General features: G+C 67.7%; 18 protein-coding genes. 6 read left to right on the top strand and 12 right to left on the bottom strand.

What is annotated here, in order from left to right:
* Positions 1–39 precede the first annotated feature (39 nt).
* Positions 40–534, bottom strand: a complete 495-nt coding sequence (locus tag EJO71_RS22730) for a protein tyrosine phosphatase (RefSeq protein WP_125950923.1) — start codon at positions 532–534, stop codon at positions 40–42.
* A gap of 102 nt (positions 535–636) precedes the next feature.
* Between EJO71_RS22730 and EJO71_RS22725 the strand changes: the two genes are divergently transcribed.
* The 5 genes from EJO71_RS22725 (at position 637) to EJO71_RS22705 (ending at position 8,966) form a co-directional block, all read left to right on the top strand.
* Positions 637–3,345: a GNAT family N-acetyltransferase gene (locus tag EJO71_RS22725; protein ID WP_125950922.1), complete on the top strand. Its 2,709-nt coding sequence runs from the start codon at positions 637–639 to the stop codon at positions 3,343–3,345.
* Positions 3,346–3,423: 78 nt separating this feature from the next.
* A complete protein-coding gene (locus tag EJO71_RS22720) occupies positions 3,424–4,455 on the top strand; it encodes a DUF4105 domain-containing protein (RefSeq protein WP_125950921.1) in 1,032 nt (343 codons plus the stop codon).
* On the top strand, positions 4,455–6,401 hold the full coding sequence (locus EJO71_RS22715) for an alpha/beta fold hydrolase (protein ID WP_125950920.1): 1,947 nt from the start codon (positions 4,455–4,457) through the stop codon (positions 6,399–6,401). Before EJO71_RS22720 ends, EJO71_RS22715 begins: the two co-directional genes overlap by 1 nt.
* A gap of 23 nt (positions 6,402–6,424) precedes the next feature.
* Positions 6,425–7,156: a LuxR C-terminal-related transcriptional regulator gene (locus tag EJO71_RS22710; protein ID WP_125950919.1), complete on the top strand. Its 732-nt coding sequence runs from the start codon at positions 6,425–6,427 to the stop codon at positions 7,154–7,156.
* 154 nt (positions 7,157–7,310) lie between these two features.
* Positions 7,311–8,966: an ankyrin repeat domain-containing protein gene (locus tag EJO71_RS22705; RefSeq protein WP_125950918.1), complete on the top strand. Its 1,656-nt coding sequence runs from the start codon at positions 7,311–7,313 to the stop codon at positions 8,964–8,966.
* 115 nt (positions 8,967–9,081) lie between these two features.
* On the opposite strand, the gene EJO71_RS22700 is transcribed toward EJO71_RS22705, so the two are convergent.
* From EJO71_RS22700 to mgrA, 10 genes are all read right to left on the bottom strand, one after another.
* Positions 9,082–10,098 (bottom strand): LLM class flavin-dependent oxidoreductase, encoded by a 1,017-nt coding sequence (locus tag EJO71_RS22700; protein WP_125950917.1) that lies wholly within the window; start codon positions 10,096–10,098, stop codon positions 9,082–9,084.
* Positions 10,095–11,042: an ABC transporter substrate-binding protein gene (locus EJO71_RS22695; RefSeq protein ID WP_125950916.1), complete on the bottom strand. Its 948-nt coding sequence runs from the start codon at positions 11,040–11,042 to the stop codon at positions 10,095–10,097. The genes EJO71_RS22700 and EJO71_RS22695 overlap by 4 nt, the downstream gene beginning before the upstream one ends.
* Entirely contained in the window at positions 11,039–11,959 is a 921-nt protein-coding gene (locus EJO71_RS22690; protein WP_125950915.1) for an ABC transporter substrate-binding protein, read from the bottom strand. The genes EJO71_RS22695 and EJO71_RS22690 overlap by 4 nt, the downstream gene beginning before the upstream one ends.
* Before the next feature lie 28 nt (positions 11,960–11,987).
* Positions 11,988–13,814 (bottom strand): amino acid ABC transporter permease/ATP-binding protein, encoded by a 1,827-nt coding sequence (locus tag EJO71_RS34965; RefSeq protein ID WP_125950914.1) that lies wholly within the window; start codon positions 13,812–13,814, stop codon positions 11,988–11,990.
* Positions 13,811–14,350, bottom strand: coding sequence for a GNAT family N-acetyltransferase (locus tag EJO71_RS22680; RefSeq protein WP_125950913.1), 540 nt, complete (start codon positions 14,348–14,350; stop codon positions 13,811–13,813). The genes EJO71_RS34965 and EJO71_RS22680 overlap by 4 nt, the downstream gene beginning before the upstream one ends.
* Positions 14,350–15,693, bottom strand: coding sequence for an LLM class flavin-dependent oxidoreductase (locus EJO71_RS22675; protein WP_125950912.1), 1,344 nt, complete (start codon positions 15,691–15,693; stop codon positions 14,350–14,352). Before EJO71_RS22675 ends, EJO71_RS22680 begins: the two co-directional genes overlap by 1 nt.
* A 44-nt stretch (positions 15,694–15,737) precedes the next feature.
* Positions 15,738–16,751: an LLM class flavin-dependent oxidoreductase gene (locus EJO71_RS22670; RefSeq protein WP_125950911.1), complete on the bottom strand. Its 1,014-nt coding sequence runs from the start codon at positions 16,749–16,751 to the stop codon at positions 15,738–15,740.
* Between the two features lie 101 nt (positions 16,752–16,852).
* Positions 16,853–17,353 carry an AAA family ATPase gene (locus EJO71_RS22665; RefSeq protein WP_125950910.1) on the bottom strand — a complete coding sequence of 167 codons (501 nt, stop codon included), beginning with the start codon at positions 17,351–17,353 and terminating at the stop codon, positions 16,853–16,855.
* A 51-nt stretch (positions 17,354–17,404) separates the two neighbouring features.
* Positions 17,405–17,602 carry a hypothetical protein gene (locus EJO71_RS22660; RefSeq protein WP_125950909.1) on the bottom strand — a complete coding sequence of 66 codons (198 nt, stop codon included), beginning with the start codon at positions 17,600–17,602 and terminating at the stop codon, positions 17,405–17,407.
* Between the two features lie 123 nt (positions 17,603–17,725).
* Positions 17,726–18,766: an L-glyceraldehyde 3-phosphate reductase gene (mgrA, locus tag EJO71_RS22655; protein ID WP_125950908.1), complete on the bottom strand. Its 1,041-nt coding sequence runs from the start codon at positions 18,764–18,766 to the stop codon at positions 17,726–17,728.
* Between the two features lie 217 nt (positions 18,767–18,983).
* Between mgrA and EJO71_RS22650 the strand changes: the two genes are divergently transcribed.
* Positions 18,984–19,412 carry a GNAT family N-acetyltransferase gene (locus EJO71_RS22650; protein ID WP_125950907.1) on the top strand — a complete coding sequence of 143 codons (429 nt, stop codon included), beginning with the start codon at positions 18,984–18,986 and terminating at the stop codon, positions 19,410–19,412.
* A 19-nt stretch (positions 19,413–19,431) separates the two neighbouring features.
* On the opposite strand, the gene EJO71_RS22645 is transcribed toward EJO71_RS22650, so the two are convergent.
* Entirely contained in the window at positions 19,432–20,919 is a 1,488-nt protein-coding gene (locus EJO71_RS22645; protein ID WP_125950906.1) for an MFS transporter, read from the bottom strand.
* Positions 20,920–20,952: the final 33 nt, after the last annotated feature.

The following is a 20,952-nucleotide window of genomic DNA, read 5'->3' as shown; positions in this document are numbered from 1 at the left end:
GCTCGATCAGCGGTGGTATCGGAATGAGCTACCGGCAGACTATCGAAGGTAACCCAGGTCCCGCACATCGGACCGCACGGCCGACCGGTCGGCCCCCTGCATCGGCAGACTCACGAGCAGTTCGAGCCTGCGGCGCAGCGAGAACAGCGTCAGGACCGCGTCGTGTGCGACCTTGTCGGGGTTGGCGCCGCCGGCCACGTCGGGGTATTCCCACAGCGCCGCATCGGGCTGGCCGGGCCATCGCGGCTGGCGCTGCTCGGTGGCGGTGTCGAGGGTGATGACGAAATCCGCCGCCGAGGCATTCGCGCGCACCAGCTCGTCCCAGCTGCGCGGCAGCCGCTCGGGAACGGGAATGCTCGCGCTCTTCAGCGCGGCAACGGCAGCAGGATGGAACTCGCGGACGACCTGTCCGGGTTGTCCGCAGGAAGACGCCGAGAACCTCTTCGGGTCCAGGTGCGCGAGGCACGCTTCGGCCAGGATGCTGCGCAATGAATTTCGTCGGGAGACGAATATCACGCCGATACGTTTTTGCATGGAGCCTTGAATATAGCCATGCGCGCTGACCACGTCATGACTTAGGTCAACACTCCGCCCAACCATCCCCGAAAGACGCGGAACGGTGCAGACTCGGGGGTCATGGACAAGCATTTCCTGACCCCGCTCTTCGCGCCCGCCTCCATCGTGGCATTCGTCGGCAATGCCGACGGCCCGGGCGGGCAGACGCCGGCCGGCCGCACGCTGCGTGAGGCCTTCCGCGCCGACCGCTTCGACGGCACCTTGCGCTTCCTCGACGTGCGCACCAAGGGCACGCTCGAGGAACTGGCGCAGACCCATGCCGACCTCGCCCTGATCGCGCTGGCGCCGGGCGACGTGGCGGCCGCGCTCGAAATCGCCGGGCGCATCGGTTGCAAGGCGGCGGTGGTTCTTTCAAGCGGTATCGGTGCCGAACAGGCGGCGCAGTGGCGCAAGATCGCGCGCCGCGAGGGCGTGCACCTGCTGGGGCCGAATTCGCTGGGCTTCCAGCGTCCGCTGCTGCACCTGAACGCCAGCGTGGCCGGCCCGCTGGCCAGGAGCGGACCGCTCGCGCTGGTGGCGCAGTCCGGTGCGCTCACGGCCTCGATGCTCGACTGGGCACACCAGAACGGCGTGGGTTTCTCGAGCGTGGTGTCGCTGGGCCCGCATACCTCGGTCGACATTCCGCAGGTGCTCGACTTCCTCGCCAACGACCAGGCTACGCACAGCATCATCGTGTACCTCGAAGGCATAGCCGATGCGCGTCGCTTCATGAGCGCGCTGCGCTCGGCCTCGCATGCCAAGCCGGTGGTGGTGCTCAAGGCCGGGCGCAAGCCGGCGGGCAACGAGGCCGCGCAGACCCACAGCGCGGCCATCGTGGGCAGCGACGATGTGTTCGATGCCGCGCTGCGCCGTGCGGGCGCGGTTCGCGTGCGCTCCTTCGTCGAGCTGTTCTCCGCCGCCAAATGCCTGGCCTCGCGCTACCGGCCGGTGGGCAAGCGGCTCGCCGTGGTCACCAACGGCGGCGGGCCGGGCGTGCTCGCAGCCGACTGGATCAACGAGATCGGGCTCCACCTGGGCAAGCTCTCGGCGCCCGCGCAGAAGGTGCTTCAGCCCACCCTGCCTCCGCTCGCTTCGCTGGCCGACCTGATCGATCTTTCCGAAGAGGCCCAGCCTGCGCACTACCGCGCCGCCATCGAGGCAGCCTCGGCCGACAGCCAGGTCGACGGTGTGCTCGCCATCTTCTCGCCCAAAGCGGGCGCCGATGCAGCCGCCACCGCAAAGGCGCTGGCCGACATTCCGAGGCCGATGAACAAGCCGCTGCTGGCCTGCTGGATGGGCGACTCGTCGGTCGGCAAGGCACGCACGGTACTGGCCGACGCGACCATCCCGAGCTTTCGCACGCCCGAAGCCGCCGTGGGCGCCTTCGGCAACATCGCGGCCTTCTACCAGAACCAGCAGCTGCTGCAGCAGACGCCGCCGCCGCTGTCGGCGCTGGCCAAGCCCGACATAGAGGGCGCGCGGCTTCTCATCGAGAGCGTGCTGGCCGAGCGGCGCCATGTGCTGACGGAGATGGAGTCGAAGTCGCTGCTGTCGTCCTTCCACATTCCGATCACGCGCACGCTGCTCGCGCGCAGCGCCAGCGAGGCGATGATGATCGCGACGCAGCTGGGCTTTCCGGTCGCGCTGAAGATCGATTCGCCCGACATTCCGCACAAGTCCGACGTGGAAGGCGTGGCGCTCAACGTGCTCAACGGCACCGCCGCGCGCGACACCTACGTCGAGATGATGGAGCGCGTGGCCCGCCTCGCGCCCGAGGCGCGCATCAACGGCGTGACGGTGCAGAAGATGGTGCGCGCGCGACGCGGGCGCGAGATCTACGTGGGCATGGTCACCGACGAGCCCTTCGGCCCGGTCATCGTGTTCGGCGCGGGCGGCACCATGATCGAGCTGATGAACGACCGCGCCATGGAGCTGCCGCCGCTCAACCAGTTCCTGGCGCACCGGCTCATCGAGCGCTCGCGCGTGGCCGAGACGCTGGGCGAATGGCGAGGTGCCAACGCCGTGGACATGGAAGCGCTCGAAGACCTGCTGCTGCGCGTGTCGGAAATGGTGTGCGAGCTGCCAGAGCTGCGCGAGATGGACATCAACCCCATCATCGTGGACGAGAACGGCGCCATCTCGGTCGATGCGCGCATCGTGGTCGGCAGCAGCACGCAGGCGGTGGCGGCGCATGTGAGCAACGCGGTCAACGGCTACCAGCACCTGGCCATCATGCCGTACCCCGCGCGCTACCGGCGCGAATGGCCTATGCCAGGCACCGGTGGCGGCATCTACATCGTGCGGCCGGTGCACCCCAACGATGCGCAGATGCTGCAGGCGCTGGTGCAGGGCCTGTCGCCCGAGAGCCGCTGGTTCCGCTTCGTCTCGCGCTTCCACGAGCTGCCGCCGTCGATGCTCTCGCGCTTCACGCTGATCGACTACGACCGCGAGATGGCGCTGGTGGCGATAGTGATGGAACGCAGCGTGTCGCCCGACGGCACCGTGCTCGAGAGCGAGCGCATCGTAGGCGTGTCGCGCTATGTCACCAATCCCGACCAGACCAGCTGCGAGTTCTCGCTGGTGGTGGCCGACGAATTCAGCGGCAAGGGCATCGGCTCGCGGCTGATGGAAAGCATCATCGACGTGGCGCGGGACAAGGGCCTCGCCGAGATCGACGGCCTGGTGCTGGCCAACAACCCCGACATGCTGAAGCTGGTACGCAGGCTGGGCTTCAGCGTGAAGCCGTTCCCCGAAGACCCGGACTTCAAGCTCGTGACCTACATGCTGTAGGGCGCGGCCCGCTCCGAGCCACCGGCCGGGACAGGAGCCGGCGCGACACGGGCGGGGATAATCGCGCCTCACTTTCCGTTGACCCGAATGATCCTGCGCTTTCTCGGCCGCCTCGCGGCATCGCTCGTCGTGCTGCTCTCGGCGATGTGGGCCTGCCTTGCGCTCTGGTACCAGTTCCCGGGACCGGTCGCCGTCAAAGCCGGTGCGGGCGCATTGTGGGCCGCCTTCAGCCTTGCGGCCATCGTGCTGCTGTGGCGCGGACGGCTCGCACGCGCCCTGCTCTCCTACATCGTCGGCTTCGCATTGCTGCTCGGCTGGTGGGGCACCATCCTGCCTTCGCAGAACCGCGTGTGGGCCGACGACGTGTCGCGCCAGCTGCATGCCCATGTCGATGGCAGCATCGTCACGATGGACAACGTGCGCAACTTCGAGTGGCGCAGCGACACCGACTACACCCAGCGCTGGGAAACGCGCAGCTACGACCTCGACCGCCTGCGCTCTGTCGACGTGTCGCTCTCGTACTGGACCGGCCCGGCCATCGCGCACACGCTGGTGTCCTTCGGCTTCGACGACGGGCAGTTCGTCACCTTCTCCATCGAGATCCGCAAGGAACGCGGCGAGAGCTTCTCCTCCGTCGGCGGCTTCTTCAAGCAGTTCGAGACCAGCCTCGTCGCAGCCGACGAGCACGACATCCTGCGAGTGCGCACCAATGTGCGCGACGAAGACGTCTACATGTACCGCGTGCGCCTGCCGCAGCAGGAGATGCGCTCGCTGTTCCTCGCCTACCTCGGCGAAGGCGCCGCGCTGGTGCGCGCGCCGAGCTTCTACAACACGATCACCGCCAACTGCACCACCATCGTGTACGCGCTGGCCAAGCGCATCGTGCCCGGCCTGCCGATGGACTGGCGGCTGCTGGCCTCGGGCTACCTGCCCGACTACCTCTTCGACGTGGGCGGCCTCGCGCCCGGCTACAGCATGGAAGCGCTGCGCGCGGCCGGCCGCATCACCGACCGGGCCATTGCCACCGACAAGGCACCGCCGGGCACGAACTTCTCGCAGGCGATCCGCCAGGGCCTGCCGGGCGTCGACACGCTCAAGGCGACACAGTGATGCGCGCTCGCTTTCTCTCCCTTCCGGCGCTTCTGTGTGCCGCCGTCCTGCTGGCCGGCTGTGCGGGCGTGAAGGTCGGCTCGATCTCGCCGGCCGAATACCTCGCGCAGCGCCGCGGCGACGTGCTCACCACCGGCCGGCTCAGCACTTCGGCCGAGGAAGTGCTGCGCGTGATCGGCTCCGACGCCGACCTGTGCCGCAAGGACGGCCAGGCCTGCCGCAACGCACTGGCCGACTCCTCGGGCCTCAGCGACGAGCAGCGCCTCTCCGCGCTGTCGGAAGTCTGGCTCCAGGTGGCGCTCGCGGCAGAAAAGGGCGGCACCGCGACCGACGCCACCGCCATCGAAGCCTGGTTCGAGACGGCACGCCACGCCTATGCCTACCTCTTCTTCACCGCCCGCAAGCCGCGCGACCGAGCCTTCGAGGACCGACAGACACAGGTGCGCGACTACTACAACTACGCGGTGCAGCAGGCCATCACCGGCCTGTTCCACGGCATCCGGCGCAACGGCTCGCGCAATGCCACACAGCCGGAAATGCCCAAGGTGGGCGACTGGCGCATCGAGACCGACGTCTCGGGCCTGCGCCTGCCCGCCGACACGCCGCTGCCCGACGAGCTGATCCCTGCCGCCTCGCTGACCTTCTCCGGCCTGCGCAACACCTACCGGCGCGACGGTTTCGGTGCCGAGCTGGTGGCGGCCGACAGCAAGCGCACGGACGACGAAGCACCACGGATCGATCCGGCCGCCCCGGCCGATCAGGCCGACAAGCGCCCGCCGTATCGCGAGATGCCCTTCCCCGCCGTCACCGCGCTGCTGCTGTTCGACGGTGCCAGCCTCGCCGAGGTGCTGAACACGCGCACGCTGCGAATCGCAGCCTACGACCCGTACCGCACCGCCAACGCGCAGCTGGCCGGCCAGGAAGTGCCGCTGGCCGCGAACTTCACCTCCGGCTACGGCCTGTGGCTCGCGCGCTCCGACTTCGCGCTGCAGGCGCTGCGCAGCCTGTTCGGCGGCCGCGACGGGCTCACGCAGCCGCGCATCTACCTGATGCAGCCCTACGACCCGAACCGCCGCACGGTCATCATGCTGCACGGCCTGGCGAGCAGCCCCGAGGCATGGATCAACGTGGCCAACGAAGTGCTCGGCGACGAGACGCTGCGCCGCCGCTACCAGATCTGGCAGGTCTACTACCCGACCAACGCGCCGCTGCCGATCAACAACTTCGCGATCCGCGAAGCCGTCACGCAAACGCTGGCGCACTTCGACCCCACGGGCAAGGCTCCCGCCTCGAACAACATCACGCTGATCGGCCACAGCATGGGCGGCGTGCTGTCGCGGCTGATGGTGTCTTCGTCGGAAGACAAGCTCTGGGACGCACTGCTCGCCAGCTACCCGATGCAGGGCGCACAGCAGCGGCGCATGGAGGAAAAGCTCGCCCCCTACCTGCGCTTCGAGCCGCTGCCGCAGGTGAGCGACGCGATCTTCATCGCCTCGCCGCACCGCGGCACCGACTTCGCCAACAACCGCATCTCGCGCTGGGTGGCCAACCTCATCACGCTGCCGGTGGCGATGCTCGGGCAGCTGAGCGACATCTCGCGCGAGCTGATCCGCATCGCGCCCGCCCGGCAGGACCAGGGCACGCTGCGCATTCCGAACAGCATCGACAACCTGAGCGACCGCGACCCGTTCGTGCGGCTGTCGTCGGGGCTGCCGATGAATCCGCGCGTGCGCTTCCACTCGATCATCGGCAACGACACGCCCGGCGTGGCGCAGGCGCTGTCGAGCGATGGCATCGTGCCGTACGAGAGCGCGCACCTGGACGGCGCGGCATCGGAGCTGGTGATCCCGTCGGCGCACAGCGTGCAGGAGAACCCGCTGGCCATCCTGGAGATACGGCGCATCCTCAGGGAACAGCTGCGCACGGAGCCGGGGCCCGCGCGCTGATCGCAGGCTGATTGCGCGCGGATGTGAAGCACGACACATCCGCACCGCGAAACAGGCTGCGCTTGGTGGTCGTAATTAATACGATCGTCCTCGCTTTGATTGGTGCGTGCACCGGCTTCCCGAATGCCACCTGCATCGAAGCAACCTGCTTCAAGATGCCGCTCTCTTCTTCTCTAGCAAACCTCGCCGCGCACAGGCTGCAGCCACCCGAACTCCATCTGGTGACGGACCACGACGAACCCGATGCACGCGCTGCCAGCGCCGCGGCGGTCGCGAACGCGCTGTGCCAACTGTTCACGAAGGTCAGCGAGCCGGAGCTCGCGTCGCTGCTGCACTCCATCGAGCAGGGCAATGCATCGGCCGCCGCGCGGCTGGCGCACGATATCCTCAGGCCCATTGCATTTCCCGCGCACCCGGCGCCTGCGGCAATGGACGTCGACGTGGGGGTCATCCGGCCTCTCGCACCTGCGAAAAAAGCGAAAGCGAAGGCACTGCTGTCCGCACGTGAGCTCAGGGTGCTGTGGTACGTCTCGCGCGGATGGAGCAATCGCGAGATCGCCGAAACCACGCACCGCTCCATCAACACCATCGAGGCTCAGCTCAAGAGCCTGTATCGCAAGCTGGGCGTGAAATCGCGTACACAGGCAATCAGCGAGGCGATGAAGCATGGCTTGCTGAGCTGGCGTTCCAGCGGCGGCGACCCGTCGGCGGCGATGAACGACGCGGAAGCCGGTCCGGTCGTCCTGCAGGCTTGAAGCCCGCGGCCCCGCGCTAAGATGCGGGCCGCGGTTGCAAGCCGCGCCCGGACCCGCGGGAAGGGTTGAACCCACTTGCCTTCATTTGACGATCCAAGCGCCTTTTGTGCAGCCGGATTTGCGGGTCATCGGCACCTGATGCACGGAGGTTCACATGAAGCGCATGCCCGCCCGGCCCGACCAGGGCCACTTGAAGAAGCAAGCCAAGGAGCTGCTTGCTCTCCATCGAAGCAACGACCCCGCCGCCACAGCCCGATTCCGCGATGCCCTGCCAGCCGCCGCAGGCAGGAGCGATGCAGAGATAGCGGCACTCCGCTTGCGCCTGCACGACGCCCAGTCGTGCCTGGCGCGCGAATACGGCTTCGCATCCTGGGCCGACCTGCAGGGCTTCGTTCTCGCGCGACGGTCGCAGGCCGAAGACCCCGCGAAGGCCGTCCTCTACTGGCTGCGCCTCGTCTACGCGGGCGACATCGCCGGCGGCAACAATCGCGCGCGGCCCGCAGCGGCCCTTCGCCTGCTAGAGGAAAGCCCCGGCCTGCTCGGCGACGACCCGAGCCTTGCCTGCGCGATCGGCGATGAAGCGCCGCTGCGCCGAGCCATCGCGCATGACCCCGCGTGGGTGAACCGACCGAGTGGCCCGCTGGCACTGCCGCCGCTCGTTGCCGTGGCCCATTCGAGCCTGTTGAAGCTGCCCGATTTCCGCGAACGCCTGCTTGCCTGCGCAAGGCTGCTGCTCGACGCAGGCGCGGACCCGAACCAGTCAGTCGGCAACCGTTGGCCGCCTGCTTCCCTCGAGACGCCCACCGAAACCGAGCGGCTTTCGGCGCTGTATGGTGCCGCCGGCCAGAACCACGACCCCGCACTCACCAAACTGTTGCTGGATGCGGGCGCCGATCCGAACGACGGCGAATCGCTCTATCACTCGCTGGAGAACCCGGCCTGCACGAAGCTGCTGCTCGACGCCGGTGCGCGCATAGCGGGCACGAACGCGCTCTATCGCGTGCTCGATCTCGACGACGTGGAAACGCTCCGGCTGTTGCTCGCGCACGGCGGCAATGCGAACGAACCGCCGATGGGCCCACCCACCTCCGACTGGGGTTCGCTGCTGCTGTGGGCCATCCGTCGGCGCAAGTCCCCCGCACACATCGAGGCCCTGCTGGCGGCAGGCGCGGACCCTTCGGTCACGACGAGCGATGGCATCAGCGCCTATACGGCGGCCCTGCGCTTCGGGCTGCCGGAAGTCGCGCACCTTCTCCAGCCCACCGGCGATGACACCCCGCTTCCCGTGGCCGAAGCCTTCGTCGCAGCCTGCGCGCAGGGCGACGAGGCCACCGCGCGCCGCATCCTGGCCGCCCACCCCGGCATCGTCGGGACGCTCTCCGAAGCGCAACTGCGCCAGCTGCCGGAGCTCGCGGCTCAAGGCTGCGCCGGCGCCGTGAAGCTGATGGTCGAACTCGGCTGGCCCATCGCAACCCGCGGCGGCGACTGGGACGCCTCGGCGCTCAACAAGGCCGTGTTCCGCGGCGACGCCGGACTCGTCCGCTTCCTGCTGGAGCACGGCGCAAGCTGGCAAGAACAGCACGGCTTCGGCGACAACGCATGCGGCGGTCTCTCGTGGGCTTCGTGCAACGAACCACCGGACGGCGAAGGCGACTGGCTCGGCTGCGCCCAGGCACTCGTCGCCCACGGCATGCCCGCCGCGCGGCCCGATCCCGCAAGCCCGGACTGGCTGCTCGTCGGCGGGCGGCGGTATGTGTTCTCGGACGAGGTGACGGACTACCTGCTGGGTGTGTCCACCGCGCAAGGCTAAAAAAAGCGGGCCCGAGGGCCCGCCCAAAGCCGTACATCGGGTTGCGAGAAGCACGCGACCCGACTCCGACTCACCTCGAACTCAACTCCTGTTTCCTCTCACTTCCTTCTCCAACTCAGCGTGCGCGCCAACCGAGTTCCGGCGCGATGCGGCGCGACAGGTCGGTCAATATCTGTTCGTATTCCCCGCTGCTGAAGTTGTAGGGCAACTCCACCCGCAGTTCGCTTACATGCGGCAGCACCGGGTCGCGGCGCAGGCGCTCCAGGATCTCGTCGGACGTGCCCACGAGATCGCCCGCGAACAGCGTGCGTCGCTCGCCCTGCGGCGCCAGCGTGCGTTCGACCCGGCCGGCCGCGAACTCGCGGTAGCGCTTGCGCGTGGCGGCATCCGCACCATCGAGCGGAACGATCACGCGGCCCAGCGCCACCCTGCCCCTGCGTCCGCCGGTTTCGCTGGCGCGGTAGCGTTCGATCAGACCCAGCTGCGCCTGCAGGAAGTCGTCGGTGGTTTCGCCCGACAGCACGTTGCCCAGCAGCAGGTGGAAGCCGTTGCGCCCGGCCCATTCGACCGAACGCAGCGAGCCGCCGCCGTACCAGAGCCTGTCGATCAGTCCCGGCGCATGCGGCTGCACGCGCGGCCGCACACGCCCGCCGGCGGATTCGATGAACGTCTCGTCGTCACCCAGCAGCACGTCTTCCAGGTTGGCCTTGAGCCGCCCCACGCGCTTGTGCGTGAAATCGACGGTGTTCGGTGCCGCGTCTTGGAAGCGGTTGCCGAGCAAGGCGCCATGCAGCGGCGCGCCCGCGCTCAGGCCCACCTGCAGCCTGCCGCGCGACAGCACATCGACCGTGGCCAGGTCTTCGGCAAGGCGGAACGGGTTCTCGTACCCCATCTGGATCACCGCAGCACCCAACTCGATGCGGCGCGTACGTTGCGTGGCGGCGGCCAGGAAGGTCGCGGCCGACGACACGCCACGCTCCAGGTGGCGCTGGCGCACCCATGCCCCGTCGAAGCCCAGCTTCTCGCCGAACTCGAAGAGCTTCAGCGCGGCTTCGATGCCGGCCAGCGGGGCGCCCTCGGCGTAATTGCCCGGCGTCAGGAATGCGAGATGACGGATGCCGGTGCTGCTCATGGGGCGAACTTCGGCAGGCCGGGCGGATTGACTTCCGACTTCGGCAAGGCTTCTTCCGCCAGGCTCCAGCGCGCGAGCGCCTTGGCATAGGTGCCGTTGCGAATCAGGTTGTTGGCCGCCGTGGTCAGCGCCACGGCGAGGCCACTGCCCCTGCGCGTGGCGATGGCCACGTCCGACTTCAGCGGCCAGCCCGCGTTGACCGTGCCGACCAGCCTGATCTGGCCGTTCTTCGCGGCCTCGTAGGCCTGCGGCGCGTTCGGGTTGAAGTTGGCGTCGACCCGCCTGGTGACCACCGCAAGAGTGCGCGTCACATCGTCGTCGTAGTACTGGATCTCGACAGGCTTCAGGCCCGCCGCGACGTTCTGCCGGTTCCACTCCAGCAGGATGCGTTCCTGGTTGGTGCCGGCGCCGGTCGTGAGCTTCAGGCCCGCCACGTCCTTCGGCTCGCGGATCGACTTGATGGCGCTGTCGGTGCGCACGTAGAAACCGTGCAGGCCAAGGCGATAGGTCGAGAAATCGAACTTCTCCTTGCGCTGCTCCGTCACGCCGACGTTGGAGATCACCGCGTCGTACTTGCCCGAACTCAGGCCCAGCGGCCAGTCGGCCCAGGCGATGGGCTGCAGGTCGAGCTTGAGGCCCAGTGCATCGGCGATGAGCAGCGCGAAGTCGGGGTCGAAGCCGACGACCGTCTTCGCGTCGGAGGCGTAGGTCGAGATGGGCGGCGCGAACGGTGCGATGGCGACCGTCAGAACGCCTTCCTTCACGAACTTGAAGCTCGGCGGAATCGCGTTGACGGCCCCGGCGTCCTTGCCCGCGCGCAGGCGGCCGCGCTGCTCGAGGCTGAAGTCGAACTTGTCGGCGGCGTGGGCCGCACCGGCGATCAACGTGAGCGCAACGAAGCCGAGCACCATCCAGGAGTGCTTGAAGAGAGCCATGGCCGTCATTTCTTCGGCAGGCCCGGCGGGTTGGTTCGCGCGACCTCGATGGCCTCGGACTCCAGGTTCCAGCGCGACAGCGCCTTGGCATAGTTGCCGTTCCTGATCTGCGTGTTCAGCGCCAGCGTGACGGCCTCGGCAATGCCCGAGCCCTTGCGCGAGGTGACGGCGATCTCGGCATTCAGCGGCCAGCCGCCCGAGAACAGGCCGGCAAGCTTCGTCTTGCCGTCGCGCGCCTCGTAGGCCGCGATGCCGTTCGGGCCCAGGTACGCATCGGCGCGCCCCGACTGGATGGCCAGGCGCTGCACTACATCGTCGTCGTAGTACTGGATCTCCACCGGCTTCAGCCCGGCCGCCACGTTCTGCTGGTTCCAGCGCAGAAGAATCTGCTCCTGGTTGGTACTGGCGGAGACGATCACCTTCAGGCCCGCGATGTCCTTCGGCTCCCTGATCGCGCCGAGCTTGCTGTCCGACTTCACGTAGATGCCGAGCTGGTCGTTGCGATAGGTGGAGAAGTCGAATTTCTCCTTGCGTTCCTCGGTCACGGTCACGTTCGAGACCACCACGTCGAACTTGCCCGACTGCAGGCCCAATGGCCAGTCGGCCCAGGCGGTGGACACCAGCTCGAGCTTGCGCCCGAGGCTGTCGGCCACCAGTTGCGCGATGTCGGGGGCGTTGCCCACCGGCGTCTTCGTGTCGGTCGCGTAGGCGGCGAACGGCAGGCGGCCGGTGGTGGTGCCGACGACGAGCACGCCCTCCTTCTGGAACTTGAAGTCCTTCGCGAGCCGAACGGCCTCGTCGATCTTCTGCGCGCGCGGGCGACCGGGCTGCTCGGGGCTCAGGTCGGGAGCCGGCTGGGCCGATGCGGCGAGCGGCACGAGCAGTGCGGCCAGAAGAACGAACAGGATGTTTCGTCGATGGGTCATTGGGGCGATGCAGTAGGAAAGGAAAAAATCAAAGGACCTTGGCCAGGAACTCGGCTGTGCGCGGATGCTCCGGCGCGTTGAACACCTTGTCGGGCGAGCCGGTCTCGAGAATGCGGCCGCGCTCCATGAAAACGATGGTGTCGGCGACCTCGCGGGCAAAGCCGATCTCGTGCGTGACGATGACCAGCGTGGTGCCCGAGCGCGCCAGCTCCTTGATGACAGCCAGCACCTCGCCCACCAGTTCAGGATCGAGCGCCGAGGTAGGCTCGTCGAACAGCAGCACCTTGGGCCTGAGCGCCAGCGCGCGGGCAATGGCCACGCGCTGCTGCTGCCCGCCCGAAAGCTGCCGCGGATAGGCATGCGTCTTGTCGCCCAGGCCCACCCGCACCAGCAGCTCCGAGGCCAGCGCCTCGGCCTCGGCGCGCGGCAGGCCGCGCACGGACACCGGCGCCTCGACGATGTTCTCCAGCACCGTGAGGTGCGGGAACAGGTTGAAGTTCTGGAACACCATGCCCACGTCGACGCGGCGCTTGAGGATCTCCTTCTCGTGCAGCTCGTAGAGCGTGTCCGCGTCGCGGCGGTAGCCGATGAGCTCGCCGTCGATGGCAATGAAGCCGTCGTCCACGCGCTCCAGGTGGTTGATGGCGCGCAGCAGCGTCGACTTGCCCGAACCCGACTGGCCGAGGATGACCGTCACGCTGCCCTGCGGCGCCGTCAGCGTCACGTTGTCGAGCACCTTGAGCGCACCGAAGCTCTTCGACACGCCGTGGATCGTGACCTCGCCGCCCTGCGTGAGCGGATCGGTCCAACGCGGCACCTGCGCGGGGGCATCGGCGGCAGGCGCCTCGGCCACCGGCACCGCTGTCGGTGCCTTCGAGCGCCACAGCCCGCGCACCACGCAGCCAAGCCAGGAGTTCGGTGGATTGCGCAGCGCGCCGCGCGAGAAATGCCGCTCCACGTAGTGCTGCACTACCGACAGAACCGTGAGGATGATGAGGTACCACACCGTCGCCACCATCAGCAGCGGAATCACTTCCAGGTTGCGCCGGTAGATGATCTGGATCGTGTAGAACAGCTCGGGCAGCGCCAGGATGTAGAGGTTCGACGTGCCCTTGGCCAGCCCGATGATGTCGTTGAAGGCGGTGGGCAATATGGTCCGCATCGCCTGCGGCAGCACGATGCGGAACGACTGCCGCGTGCGCGACAGCCCCAGCGCCGCCGCCGCCTCGAGCTGCCCCTGCTCCACCGAGAGAATGCCGCCGCGCACGATCTCCGATGCAAAGGCGGCCTGGTTCAGCGTGAGGCCCAGCAGCGCCGCCACGAAGGGGCTGATGAGCTGCGTGGTCGGGTACGAGAAGAAGGTGACGTCGGTGCCCGGAATGCCCAGCGTCACCGTCTCGTACAGGTAGCCGAGGTTGTTGATGATCAGCAGCAGCACGATCACCGGCACCGAGCGGAAGAGCCAGGTGAACACCCATGCGAGCCGCTCCAGCAGCGGCGAGCGCGACACCCGCGCCAGTGCCAGGGCTGTGCCGAAGAAGAAGCCCAGCAGCGCGCCCAGCGCTGTCAGCAGCAGCGTGCGGCCCAGGCCCGCGAGCACCGGCTCGGCGAAGAACCATTGCGCGAACACGCCCCAGCCCCAGCGCGGATTGGTGAGCGTCGAGTGCAGCACGATGCCGATGACCAGCAGCGCGAAGACGGTGCCGGCCGTGCGCGCCGGGTAGCGGGCCGGCACGACGCGGAAGTGCGAGTAGTCGCCGTTGGCGGGAGCCGGTGCGGGCACGGCGCGCTGCGGTGCGCGAACCGGCGCGGGGCTTCGCGGCTCGGCGGCGGCGTCCAGAACGGTGGTGTTCATCGCTGCACCGCCTCGATCTGCTGCGCGACGGGACGGACGTGATTGCGCCCGGTGTCCAGGTGCTTCTCGAATGGCAGCTTGCGCGGTGTCTCGGGGTCGACGGGCGGATCGAACAGCGCCGTGTAGCCATGGCCCAGATACAGCCCCACGGCCTCCGGCTGGCGGAAGCCTGTCGTCAGGTAGATGCGCTCGTAGCCCTGCCGCAGCACCTGCGCCTCCAGCTCGGCGAGCACCTTGCTGGCCAGGCCCTGGCGCCGCAGCTCGCTGTGCGTCCACACGCGCTTGAGCTCCGCCGTGCGCTCGTCATGGCGCATGAACGCACCGCCACCGATCGCCACCCCGTCGCGCAGCAGCAGCACGAAGTTGCCGCCCCGCGCCGGCGCGAACATCTCTGCCGGATAGCGGTCGATCTCGCGCGGCTGGCCCGGCTCGCGCATCACGTCGCCATAGCGGCTGTCGTACTCGAAGGTCAGGCCCTCGATCAGCGGCTTCGCGCGCGGGTCGAGCGGCGTGGTGTAGAGGAACTGTTCGCTCATCAGGCAGCCTTCTGCACTGCTGGCGTGACTTCCTGGGTCACGTAGCGGCTCGCCTTGCGCGGCAGCCCCAGGTGGTCTCGCAGCGTCTGGCCGGGCAGCTCGCGCTGGTAGCGCCCGCGCGCCTCCAGCACCGGAATCACGAACTCGATGAAGTCGTCCAGGCCCTGCCCCAGCACCGGGAAGCCGAGGATGAAGCCGTCGGCCGCGCCCTCGTCCACCCAGCGGATGATCTCGTCGGCGATGCGCTCGCCAGTGCCCACGAACTGCGTGCGCGGCGTGGCCACTTCGAGCGCCACCTCGCGCAACGTCTGGCCCTTGGCCTTCGCGTTGGCCTTGATGCGGTCGGTAGTCGAGCGAAAGCTGTTGCGGCCGATCTCTCCCAGTTCGGGGAACGGTGCATCCAGCGGGTACTGGCTGAAGTCGTGGTGGTCGAAGAAGCGGCCGAGATAGGCCAGCGCTTCCTCGATGGTCAGCAGCTCGCGGATGGCGCGGTACTTGGCCTCGGCCTCTTCCTCGGTGGCGGCGACGACGGGGCCGATGCCGGGAAAGATCTTCACGTCGCCGGCCTGCCGGCCCTGCGCGACCGCACTGGCCTTCACCTGGCGAAGGAAGCTGCGCGTGTCCTCCAGCGAGGGCGAATGCGTGAACACCGCATCCGCGTACTTGCCGGCCAGACCGATGCCCGCGTCCGACGAGCCGGCCTGGAAGATCACCGGCTGGCCCTGCGGCGAGCGCTGGATGTTCAATGGCCCCGCCACCTGGAAGAAACGCCCCTTGTGATCGAGCGTGTGCAGCTTGTCGCGGTCGAAGAAGCGGCCGCTCTCGCGATCGCGCACGAAGGCGTCGTCGTCCCAGCTGTCCCACAGGCCCTGCGTCACGGCCAGGTATTCGTCGGCGATTTCGTAGCGCAGCGCGTGCTCGGGGTGCGCGCGGCTGTAGTTCTTCGCGCTGCCTTCGAGCGGCGTGGTCACGACGTTCCAGCCAGCGCGGCCGCCGCTGATGAGGTCGAGCGAGGCGAACTGGCGCGCCACGGTGAACGGGTCGCTGTACGAGCTGGAGATCGTGCCCGCGAGGCCGATCTTCGAGGTCACGGTCGCCAGCGCCGAGAGGATCGAGATCGGCTCGAAGCGGTTGAGGAAATGCGGGATCGACTTCTCGTTGATGTAGAGCCCGTCCGCCACGAACGCGAAGGCGATGCCTGCCGCTTCCGCCTTCTGCGCGGTGCGCACGAAGAAGTCGAGGTTGACGCTGGCATCGGCCGGCCCGCCCGGATGCTTCCAGGAGTTCATGTGGCTGCCGGCGCCCTGCAGCATGACGCCGAACCTGATGTTGTTGTCGCTCATGACGATCGCTCGCTCGATGGAAAGGAAAAGGAAAACAGGGAGACTCAGGCCGGCACTGCAGCCGTCTCGCGCGCCTTCGCAAGCAACTCGACGGATGCATGGCGCTCAGCGAAGCCGGCCACCGGGATGTCGATGACGAACTCCTCGATGCCGTACTGCTCGCTCAGTGCGTCGAGTGCATCGCGCACCTCTTCGCCGGTGCCGGCGATCACGTGGGGGCGACGTTCTTCGGTGCGGTAGTCGCTGACGCCGGCCTGGCGCGCGAACTCGGCCGCGGCTTCGAGGCTCGGCAGGTTGACGCTCTGGCCCGTCGGCAAGTGCACGCGGAAGCTGCGCAAGGCGCCGACGAGTTCGGCTGCCTTCTCGTGCGTCTCGGCGGCGAAGGCGAAGAGCGCGAGCAAGGGTGCGCGCCCCGCCTCCGTGCGATAGGCCTCCAGCGACTGCGCGAGATTCACCGGGTCGCCGTTGAAATGCCCCGCATAGACGAACTGCCAGCCGAGGCGCGCCGCGAGCACCGCGCTCTCGGAACTGCCGCCGAGCAGCACACGCTGCGGCAACTGCGGCGGGTTGGGCGTGGCGGCGGCACCTGCCAGCTCGTGGCCAGAGGCGATGCCGTCATGCAGGAAGGCATCGAGCTCGGACAGGCGCACGCCGAAGTCTTCTGCTTTCTTCTTTTCCGGATCGTGCAGCCACTGCAGCGCCTTGCTCGTCAGCGGCGGGCCGCCGGGCGCCTTGCCGATGCCCAGGTCCACGCGGCCCGGTGCCAGCGAGGCCAGCACGCGGAAAGTCTCCGCCACCTTGAACGGGCTGTAATGCTGCAGCATGACGCCGCCGGTGCCCACGCGGATGCGTGACGTCTTGGCAAGCACATGCGCTGCAAGCACCTCGGGTGCCGATCCCGCGTAGTTCCTGTTGCCGTGATGCTCGGCGAGCCAGTAGCGCCGGTAGCCCAGCCGCTCGGCGCTCTGCGCAAGCGAGATGGTGTGCTGGAACGCCTGTGCGGCGTCGGCGCCTTCGGGAATCAGGCTCTTGTCGAGCAGGGACAGCGAATAGGACACGATGTGCGGCGGGAAAAGCCCTTGAAAGAATTGCTTCAAATTCTCTTGGGCATCGCGCGCATCGCTTGCGCCGAATTTCTATATCGATATCTGCTGGATGCTCAGTCGCGTGCGTGCGAAAGAATTAACTGCGCGGCTTCTGGCACGCCGACGATCGCGGTATCGACGACGAGGCACTGCGTGCTCCACGGCGCGTAGTCGTGCCGCTGCACGGCCTCCCAGGTCGGCGGCACAAGGCCCGGCACATCGATGCTGCGCTGCTCGATGCGGCGCCGATGCTCGGCCACGTCGGAGCAGACGACTTCGACCTCGACGATGCGCGAAGAGGCATCCGCCGCAACGGCACGCCATGCCTCGCGGGTAACGGGCAAGGGATTGACGCAGTCGGCCACGACCGCCTGCCCGAGCGAAAGATTGGAGCGGGCCAGTTCACAGGCCACGACGTAGCCGACCGGCCCTACGTCACCAGCCAACGCGCCAGTCGAGCGCAGCGCCTGCTCGATGGTGTCGATGCGCAGGTACGCCGCGCCAAGGTGCGCGACGAGTTCGCGCGCGATGGTGGACTTGCCAGTGCCAGGCAAGCCACCGAGAACGATCAGCATCTCATCCTTCTTCTCCCTCTCTGCATCCAGGTTCAGGGCCCTGGCACCGGCTCACCACGAATGCGGCAGCAGGGTCAGCAAGGCTGCCGCATGCAGCCGCCGCAGCGCCCTCACCGGCACATGGCCGTAGGGCGCCCGGCGCGCCACCGCGTGCGGCGAACTTGGTGGAACGCGCCAGGCCTTGGCCGTCACGGCGAGAACATGATGGGCCTGTGCGGCCGGGGAAACGTAGTGGGTGCGCAGTTGCATGGCAGGACAGACTCGGAATCGGAATCGGAATCGGATGAATGCTTCGCCCGATTCTGCAAAGCGCACCTGCTTTTTCCAAAGACGGATTCCAAGTTACCTGATGCGGTTCGCAATGAGCCCGGCTCAGGCGAAGTCCGTCGAAGGCTTCTCCCAGAGGTTCACGCCGCCTTCCACCGCATGCTTGTCGATCTCGGCCAGCTCCTCCGCGCTCAGCGGCGCATGCGACAGCGCCGCCACGTTGTCGACGATCTGCTCGGGCCGGCTCGCGCCGATCAGCGCCGAGCTGACGCGCGGGTCGCGCAGCGTCCACGTCAGAGCGAGCTGCGCCAGCGTCTGGCCGCGACGACGGGCGATCTCGTTGAGCGCGCGGGCACGCTCGACATTGGCCTCCGACAGGTGCTCCTGCTTCAGCGACCCGCCGCCGGGCCGGTTGATGCGCGCGTCGGCCGGGATGCCGTTGAGGTACTTGTCGGTCAGCAGGCCCTGCGCGAGCGGCGTGAATGCGATGACGCCCGCGCCCAGCTCGCCGGTGGCATCGAGCAGGTCTTTCTCGATCCAGCGGTTGAACAGGTTGTAGGCCGGCTGGTGGATCAAGAGCGGCACTTTCCACTCGCGCAGCAGCGCGGCGATCTCGCGCGTCTTGCCGGCCGAGTAAGAAGAAATGCCGATGTACAGCGCCTTGCCCTGCTGAACGGCCTGGGCCAGCGCTGAAGCCGTTTCCTCCAGAGGCGTGTGCGGATCGAAGCGGTGCGAATAGAAGATGTCGACGTAGTCCACGCCCAGGCGCTTCAGGCTCTGGTCGAGGCTCGCGAGCACGTATTTGCGCGAACCGCCACCCTGCCCGTAGGGGCCGGGCCACATGTCCCAGCCGGCCTTGCTCGAGATGATGAGCTCGTCGCGGTACGGCTTGAAGTCTTCGCGCAGCAGGCGGCCGAAGTTGGTCTCGGCGCTGCCGTAGGGCGGGCCGTAGTTGTTGGCCAGGTCGAAGTGGTTGATGCCCAGATCGAAGGCGGTGCGCAACAGCTGGCGCTGCGTGGCGATGGAGGTGGTGTCCCCGAAGTTGTGCCAGAGCCCGAGCGAGATGGCGGGCAGCACGAGCCCGCTGCGCCCGACGCGGCGGTAGGGAATGGCGTCGTAGCGCTTGGAGTCGGCGTGGTAGGTCATGGGCGTGTCGTGACTGTGGATGAATGGAGGTGTTTTTTTCGAGGATGCCCGTGCAGGCGCGCGGACGCAATCATGCCCACGGCACAGGCGTGCGTATACGGCACGGAAACATATCGATGGGGAACGCGAGGCGCAAAGAAGGAAAGCGTGAATCGATATGCGGCTTGCGCAGGCGCGGGCAGAATGCCGCCTCCGCAAGACCGGGGTAGCGACCGCCATGAACATCACCATCTCGCCGGCCACCGACGAAGAGCTTCGCTCTGGCGAACTCGGCCGCAAGCTGCGCCACTACAACTACGGCTTCGTCGGCGAGTATCCCGAGCAGAAGTACATCCGCCTCAACGCGAGGGATCAGAACGGCCGCCTGTTGGGCGGGCTGCGCGGCTTCGTCTTCCTGTACTGGCTCAACATCGAAGTGCTTTTCGTGGAAGAAGACGCCCGGGACGCGGGCCTCGGCAGCCGCCTTCTGGCCGAAGCCGAGCGGCAGGCCGTCGCGCTGGGCGCGACGAATGCGAAGCTCGACACCTTCGAATGGCAGGCGCGCGGCTTCTACCTGAAGCAGGGCTACGAGGAATACGCCCGCATCGATGACTACGCGCCCGGCTTCTACCTGGCGTACATGAAGAAGTCGCTTCAGGCGCCCTGAAGCGGGCTACCTGGGCGGGCTACTTCGGCGCGGGCTTCCCCGCCCCGACCGAGTGGTTCTCCAACCCTTCCTTGGGCAGCAGCAAGGCCAGGGCGATCACGCCCAGGCTCACCACGAGCATCATCAGGAAGGTGAGATGCAGCGAGCCGCCCAGCGCGAGCCGGATGCCCGCATCCCCTGCGACGGAGCCGTGCACGCCCTGCAGCAGCATGCGCAGCTGCTCGTCGCTGAACATCGGCCGGCCATCGCCATGCGTGAGCCCGAAATTGAAGACCGCGCCGAAGAAGGCCGCGCCCAGCGCGCTGCCGAGGTTGCGCGAGAACACGTTCGAGGCCGTGGCAACGCCGCGCTGCGAAAGCTCCACGCCTTCCTGGATCAGGATCAGCGAGCTCAGGCTCATCACGCCCATGCCAAGGCCGATGATGAAAGAGCCGACTGCGGGAAGCACCGGTGAGCTGCCAGAGCCCAGCAGAGCGAACGTCGAGGTGCCCACCGGAATCAGCGCGGCGCCGGCTACCACCATGCGCCAGAGCCCGATGCGATGGAAAGTGCGCGAGGTCAGCGTCGCGCCGATGGGCCAGCCGAGCATCACCATCGTGAGCGTGAGGCCGGCCGTGACCGAGGAGCGCTCCAGCACCACCTGCACGTACATCGGAAGGAAGGTGGTGATGCCGATCAGCACCATGCCGGCGAGCATGGCCGCGCCATTCACGGTCGCGATCATGCGTGCGCCCCACAGGCGCAGCGACACCATCGGGTCAGCCGCGCGGCGCTCCTGCGCGATGAACAGTACGAGCGTGACAACGAACAACCCGGCCCACGCGAGCGCCACGCCCGAGTTGCCCACGCCGAATTCGGTGAGCGCAATCATCAGCGCCGCGATGCCGATGGTGAAGAGCACCGCCCCCACCATGTCGATGGACGAGCGCCGCACCGTAGGCGCCTCGTGCAGGAAGAGCCAGAAGCCCGCCGCGGCAGCCAGGCCGATGGGCACGTTGACCCAGAAGATCCATGCCCACGAGAGCTTCTGCACGATGAGCGCGCCGATCATCGGCCCCACCACCGCCGACACCGCCCACACGCTCGCAAGCCAGCCCTGCACCTTGCCACGCTCGCGCACCGGATAAAGATCGCCAACGATGGTGAGCGACACAGGCTGGATCGCACCCGCGCCGATGCCCTGTATGAGCCGGAAGCAGATCATGGCCGGCATCGACCCCGAGAAGCCCGCCAGCACAGAGCCGATGACGAAGACCGCGATGCCCACGAACATGATGGGCTTGCGGCCGTACAGGTCGGAGAGCTTGCCGAACACCACCGTCATCGCGGTCTGTGCCAGCAGGAACGATGCGAACACCCAGCTGTAGAGATGCAGACCGCCCAGTTCGGAGGCGATCTGCGGCATCACGGTGGAGACGATGGTGGCTTCGATGGCCACCATCGCCATGGAGGCCATGATGGCGGCGATGACCAGCGGGCGGTTTGTTGTTCTGTTCGTGGAGGTCATGAGCGGTGCATGCTATAGACGGCACGAGTCCCT

It is taken from the genome of Variovorax sp. 679 (genome assembly GCF_003952185.1).
GTDB lineage: Bacteria > Pseudomonadota > Gammaproteobacteria > Burkholderiales > Burkholderiaceae_C > Variovorax.
The sequence above is the reverse complement of the archived record's forward strand: the minus strand, read 5'-3'. Positions and strand labels throughout refer to the sequence as shown.

Coding starts and splice junctions, on each gene's coding strand:
- EJO71_RS22730 (WP_125950923.1), bottom strand. CDS start 534: ATGCAAAAACGTATCGGCGTGATATTCGTCTCCCGACGAAATTCATTG.
- EJO71_RS22725 (WP_125950922.1), top strand. CDS start 637: ATGGACAAGCATTTCCTGACCCCGCTCTTCGCGCCCGCCTCCATCGTG.
- EJO71_RS22715 (WP_125950920.1), top strand. CDS start 4,455: ATGCGCGCTCGCTTTCTCTCCCTTCCGGCGCTTCTGTGTGCCGCCGTC.
- EJO71_RS22705 (WP_125950918.1), top strand. CDS start 7,311: ATGAAGCGCATGCCCGCCCGGCCCGACCAGGGCCACTTGAAGAAGCAA.
- EJO71_RS22700 (WP_125950917.1), bottom strand. CDS start 10,098: ATGAGCAGCACCGGCATCCGTCATCTCGCATTCCTGACGCCGGGCAAT.
- EJO71_RS22695 (WP_125950916.1), bottom strand. CDS start 11,042: ATGACGGCCATGGCTCTCTTCAAGCACTCCTGGATGGTGCTCGGCTTC.
- EJO71_RS22690 (WP_125950915.1), bottom strand. CDS start 11,959: ATGACCCATCGACGAAACATCCTGTTCGTTCTTCTGGCCGCACTGCTC.
- EJO71_RS34965 (WP_125950914.1), bottom strand. CDS start 13,814: ATGAACACCACCGTTCTGGACGCCGCCGCCGAGCCGCGAAGCCCCGCG.
- EJO71_RS22680 (WP_125950913.1), bottom strand. CDS start 14,350: ATGAGCGAACAGTTCCTCTACACCACGCCGCTCGACCCGCGCGCGAAG.
- EJO71_RS22675 (WP_125950912.1), bottom strand. CDS start 15,693: ATGAGCGACAACAACATCAGGTTCGGCGTCATGCTGCAGGGCGCCGGC.
- EJO71_RS22665 (WP_125950910.1), bottom strand. CDS start 17,353: ATGCTGATCGTTCTCGGTGGCTTGCCTGGCACTGGCAAGTCCACCATC.
- EJO71_RS22660 (WP_125950909.1), bottom strand. CDS start 17,602: ATGCAACTGCGCACCCACTACGTTTCCCCGGCCGCACAGGCCCATCAT.
- mgrA (WP_125950908.1), bottom strand. CDS start 18,766: ATGACCTACCACGCCGACTCCAAGCGCTACGACGCCATTCCCTACCGC.
- EJO71_RS22650 (WP_125950907.1), top strand. CDS start 18,984: ATGAACATCACCATCTCGCCGGCCACCGACGAAGAGCTTCGCTCTGGC.
- EJO71_RS22645 (WP_125950906.1), bottom strand. CDS start 20,919: ATGACCTCCACGAACAGAACAACAAACCGCCCGCTGGTCATCGCCGCC.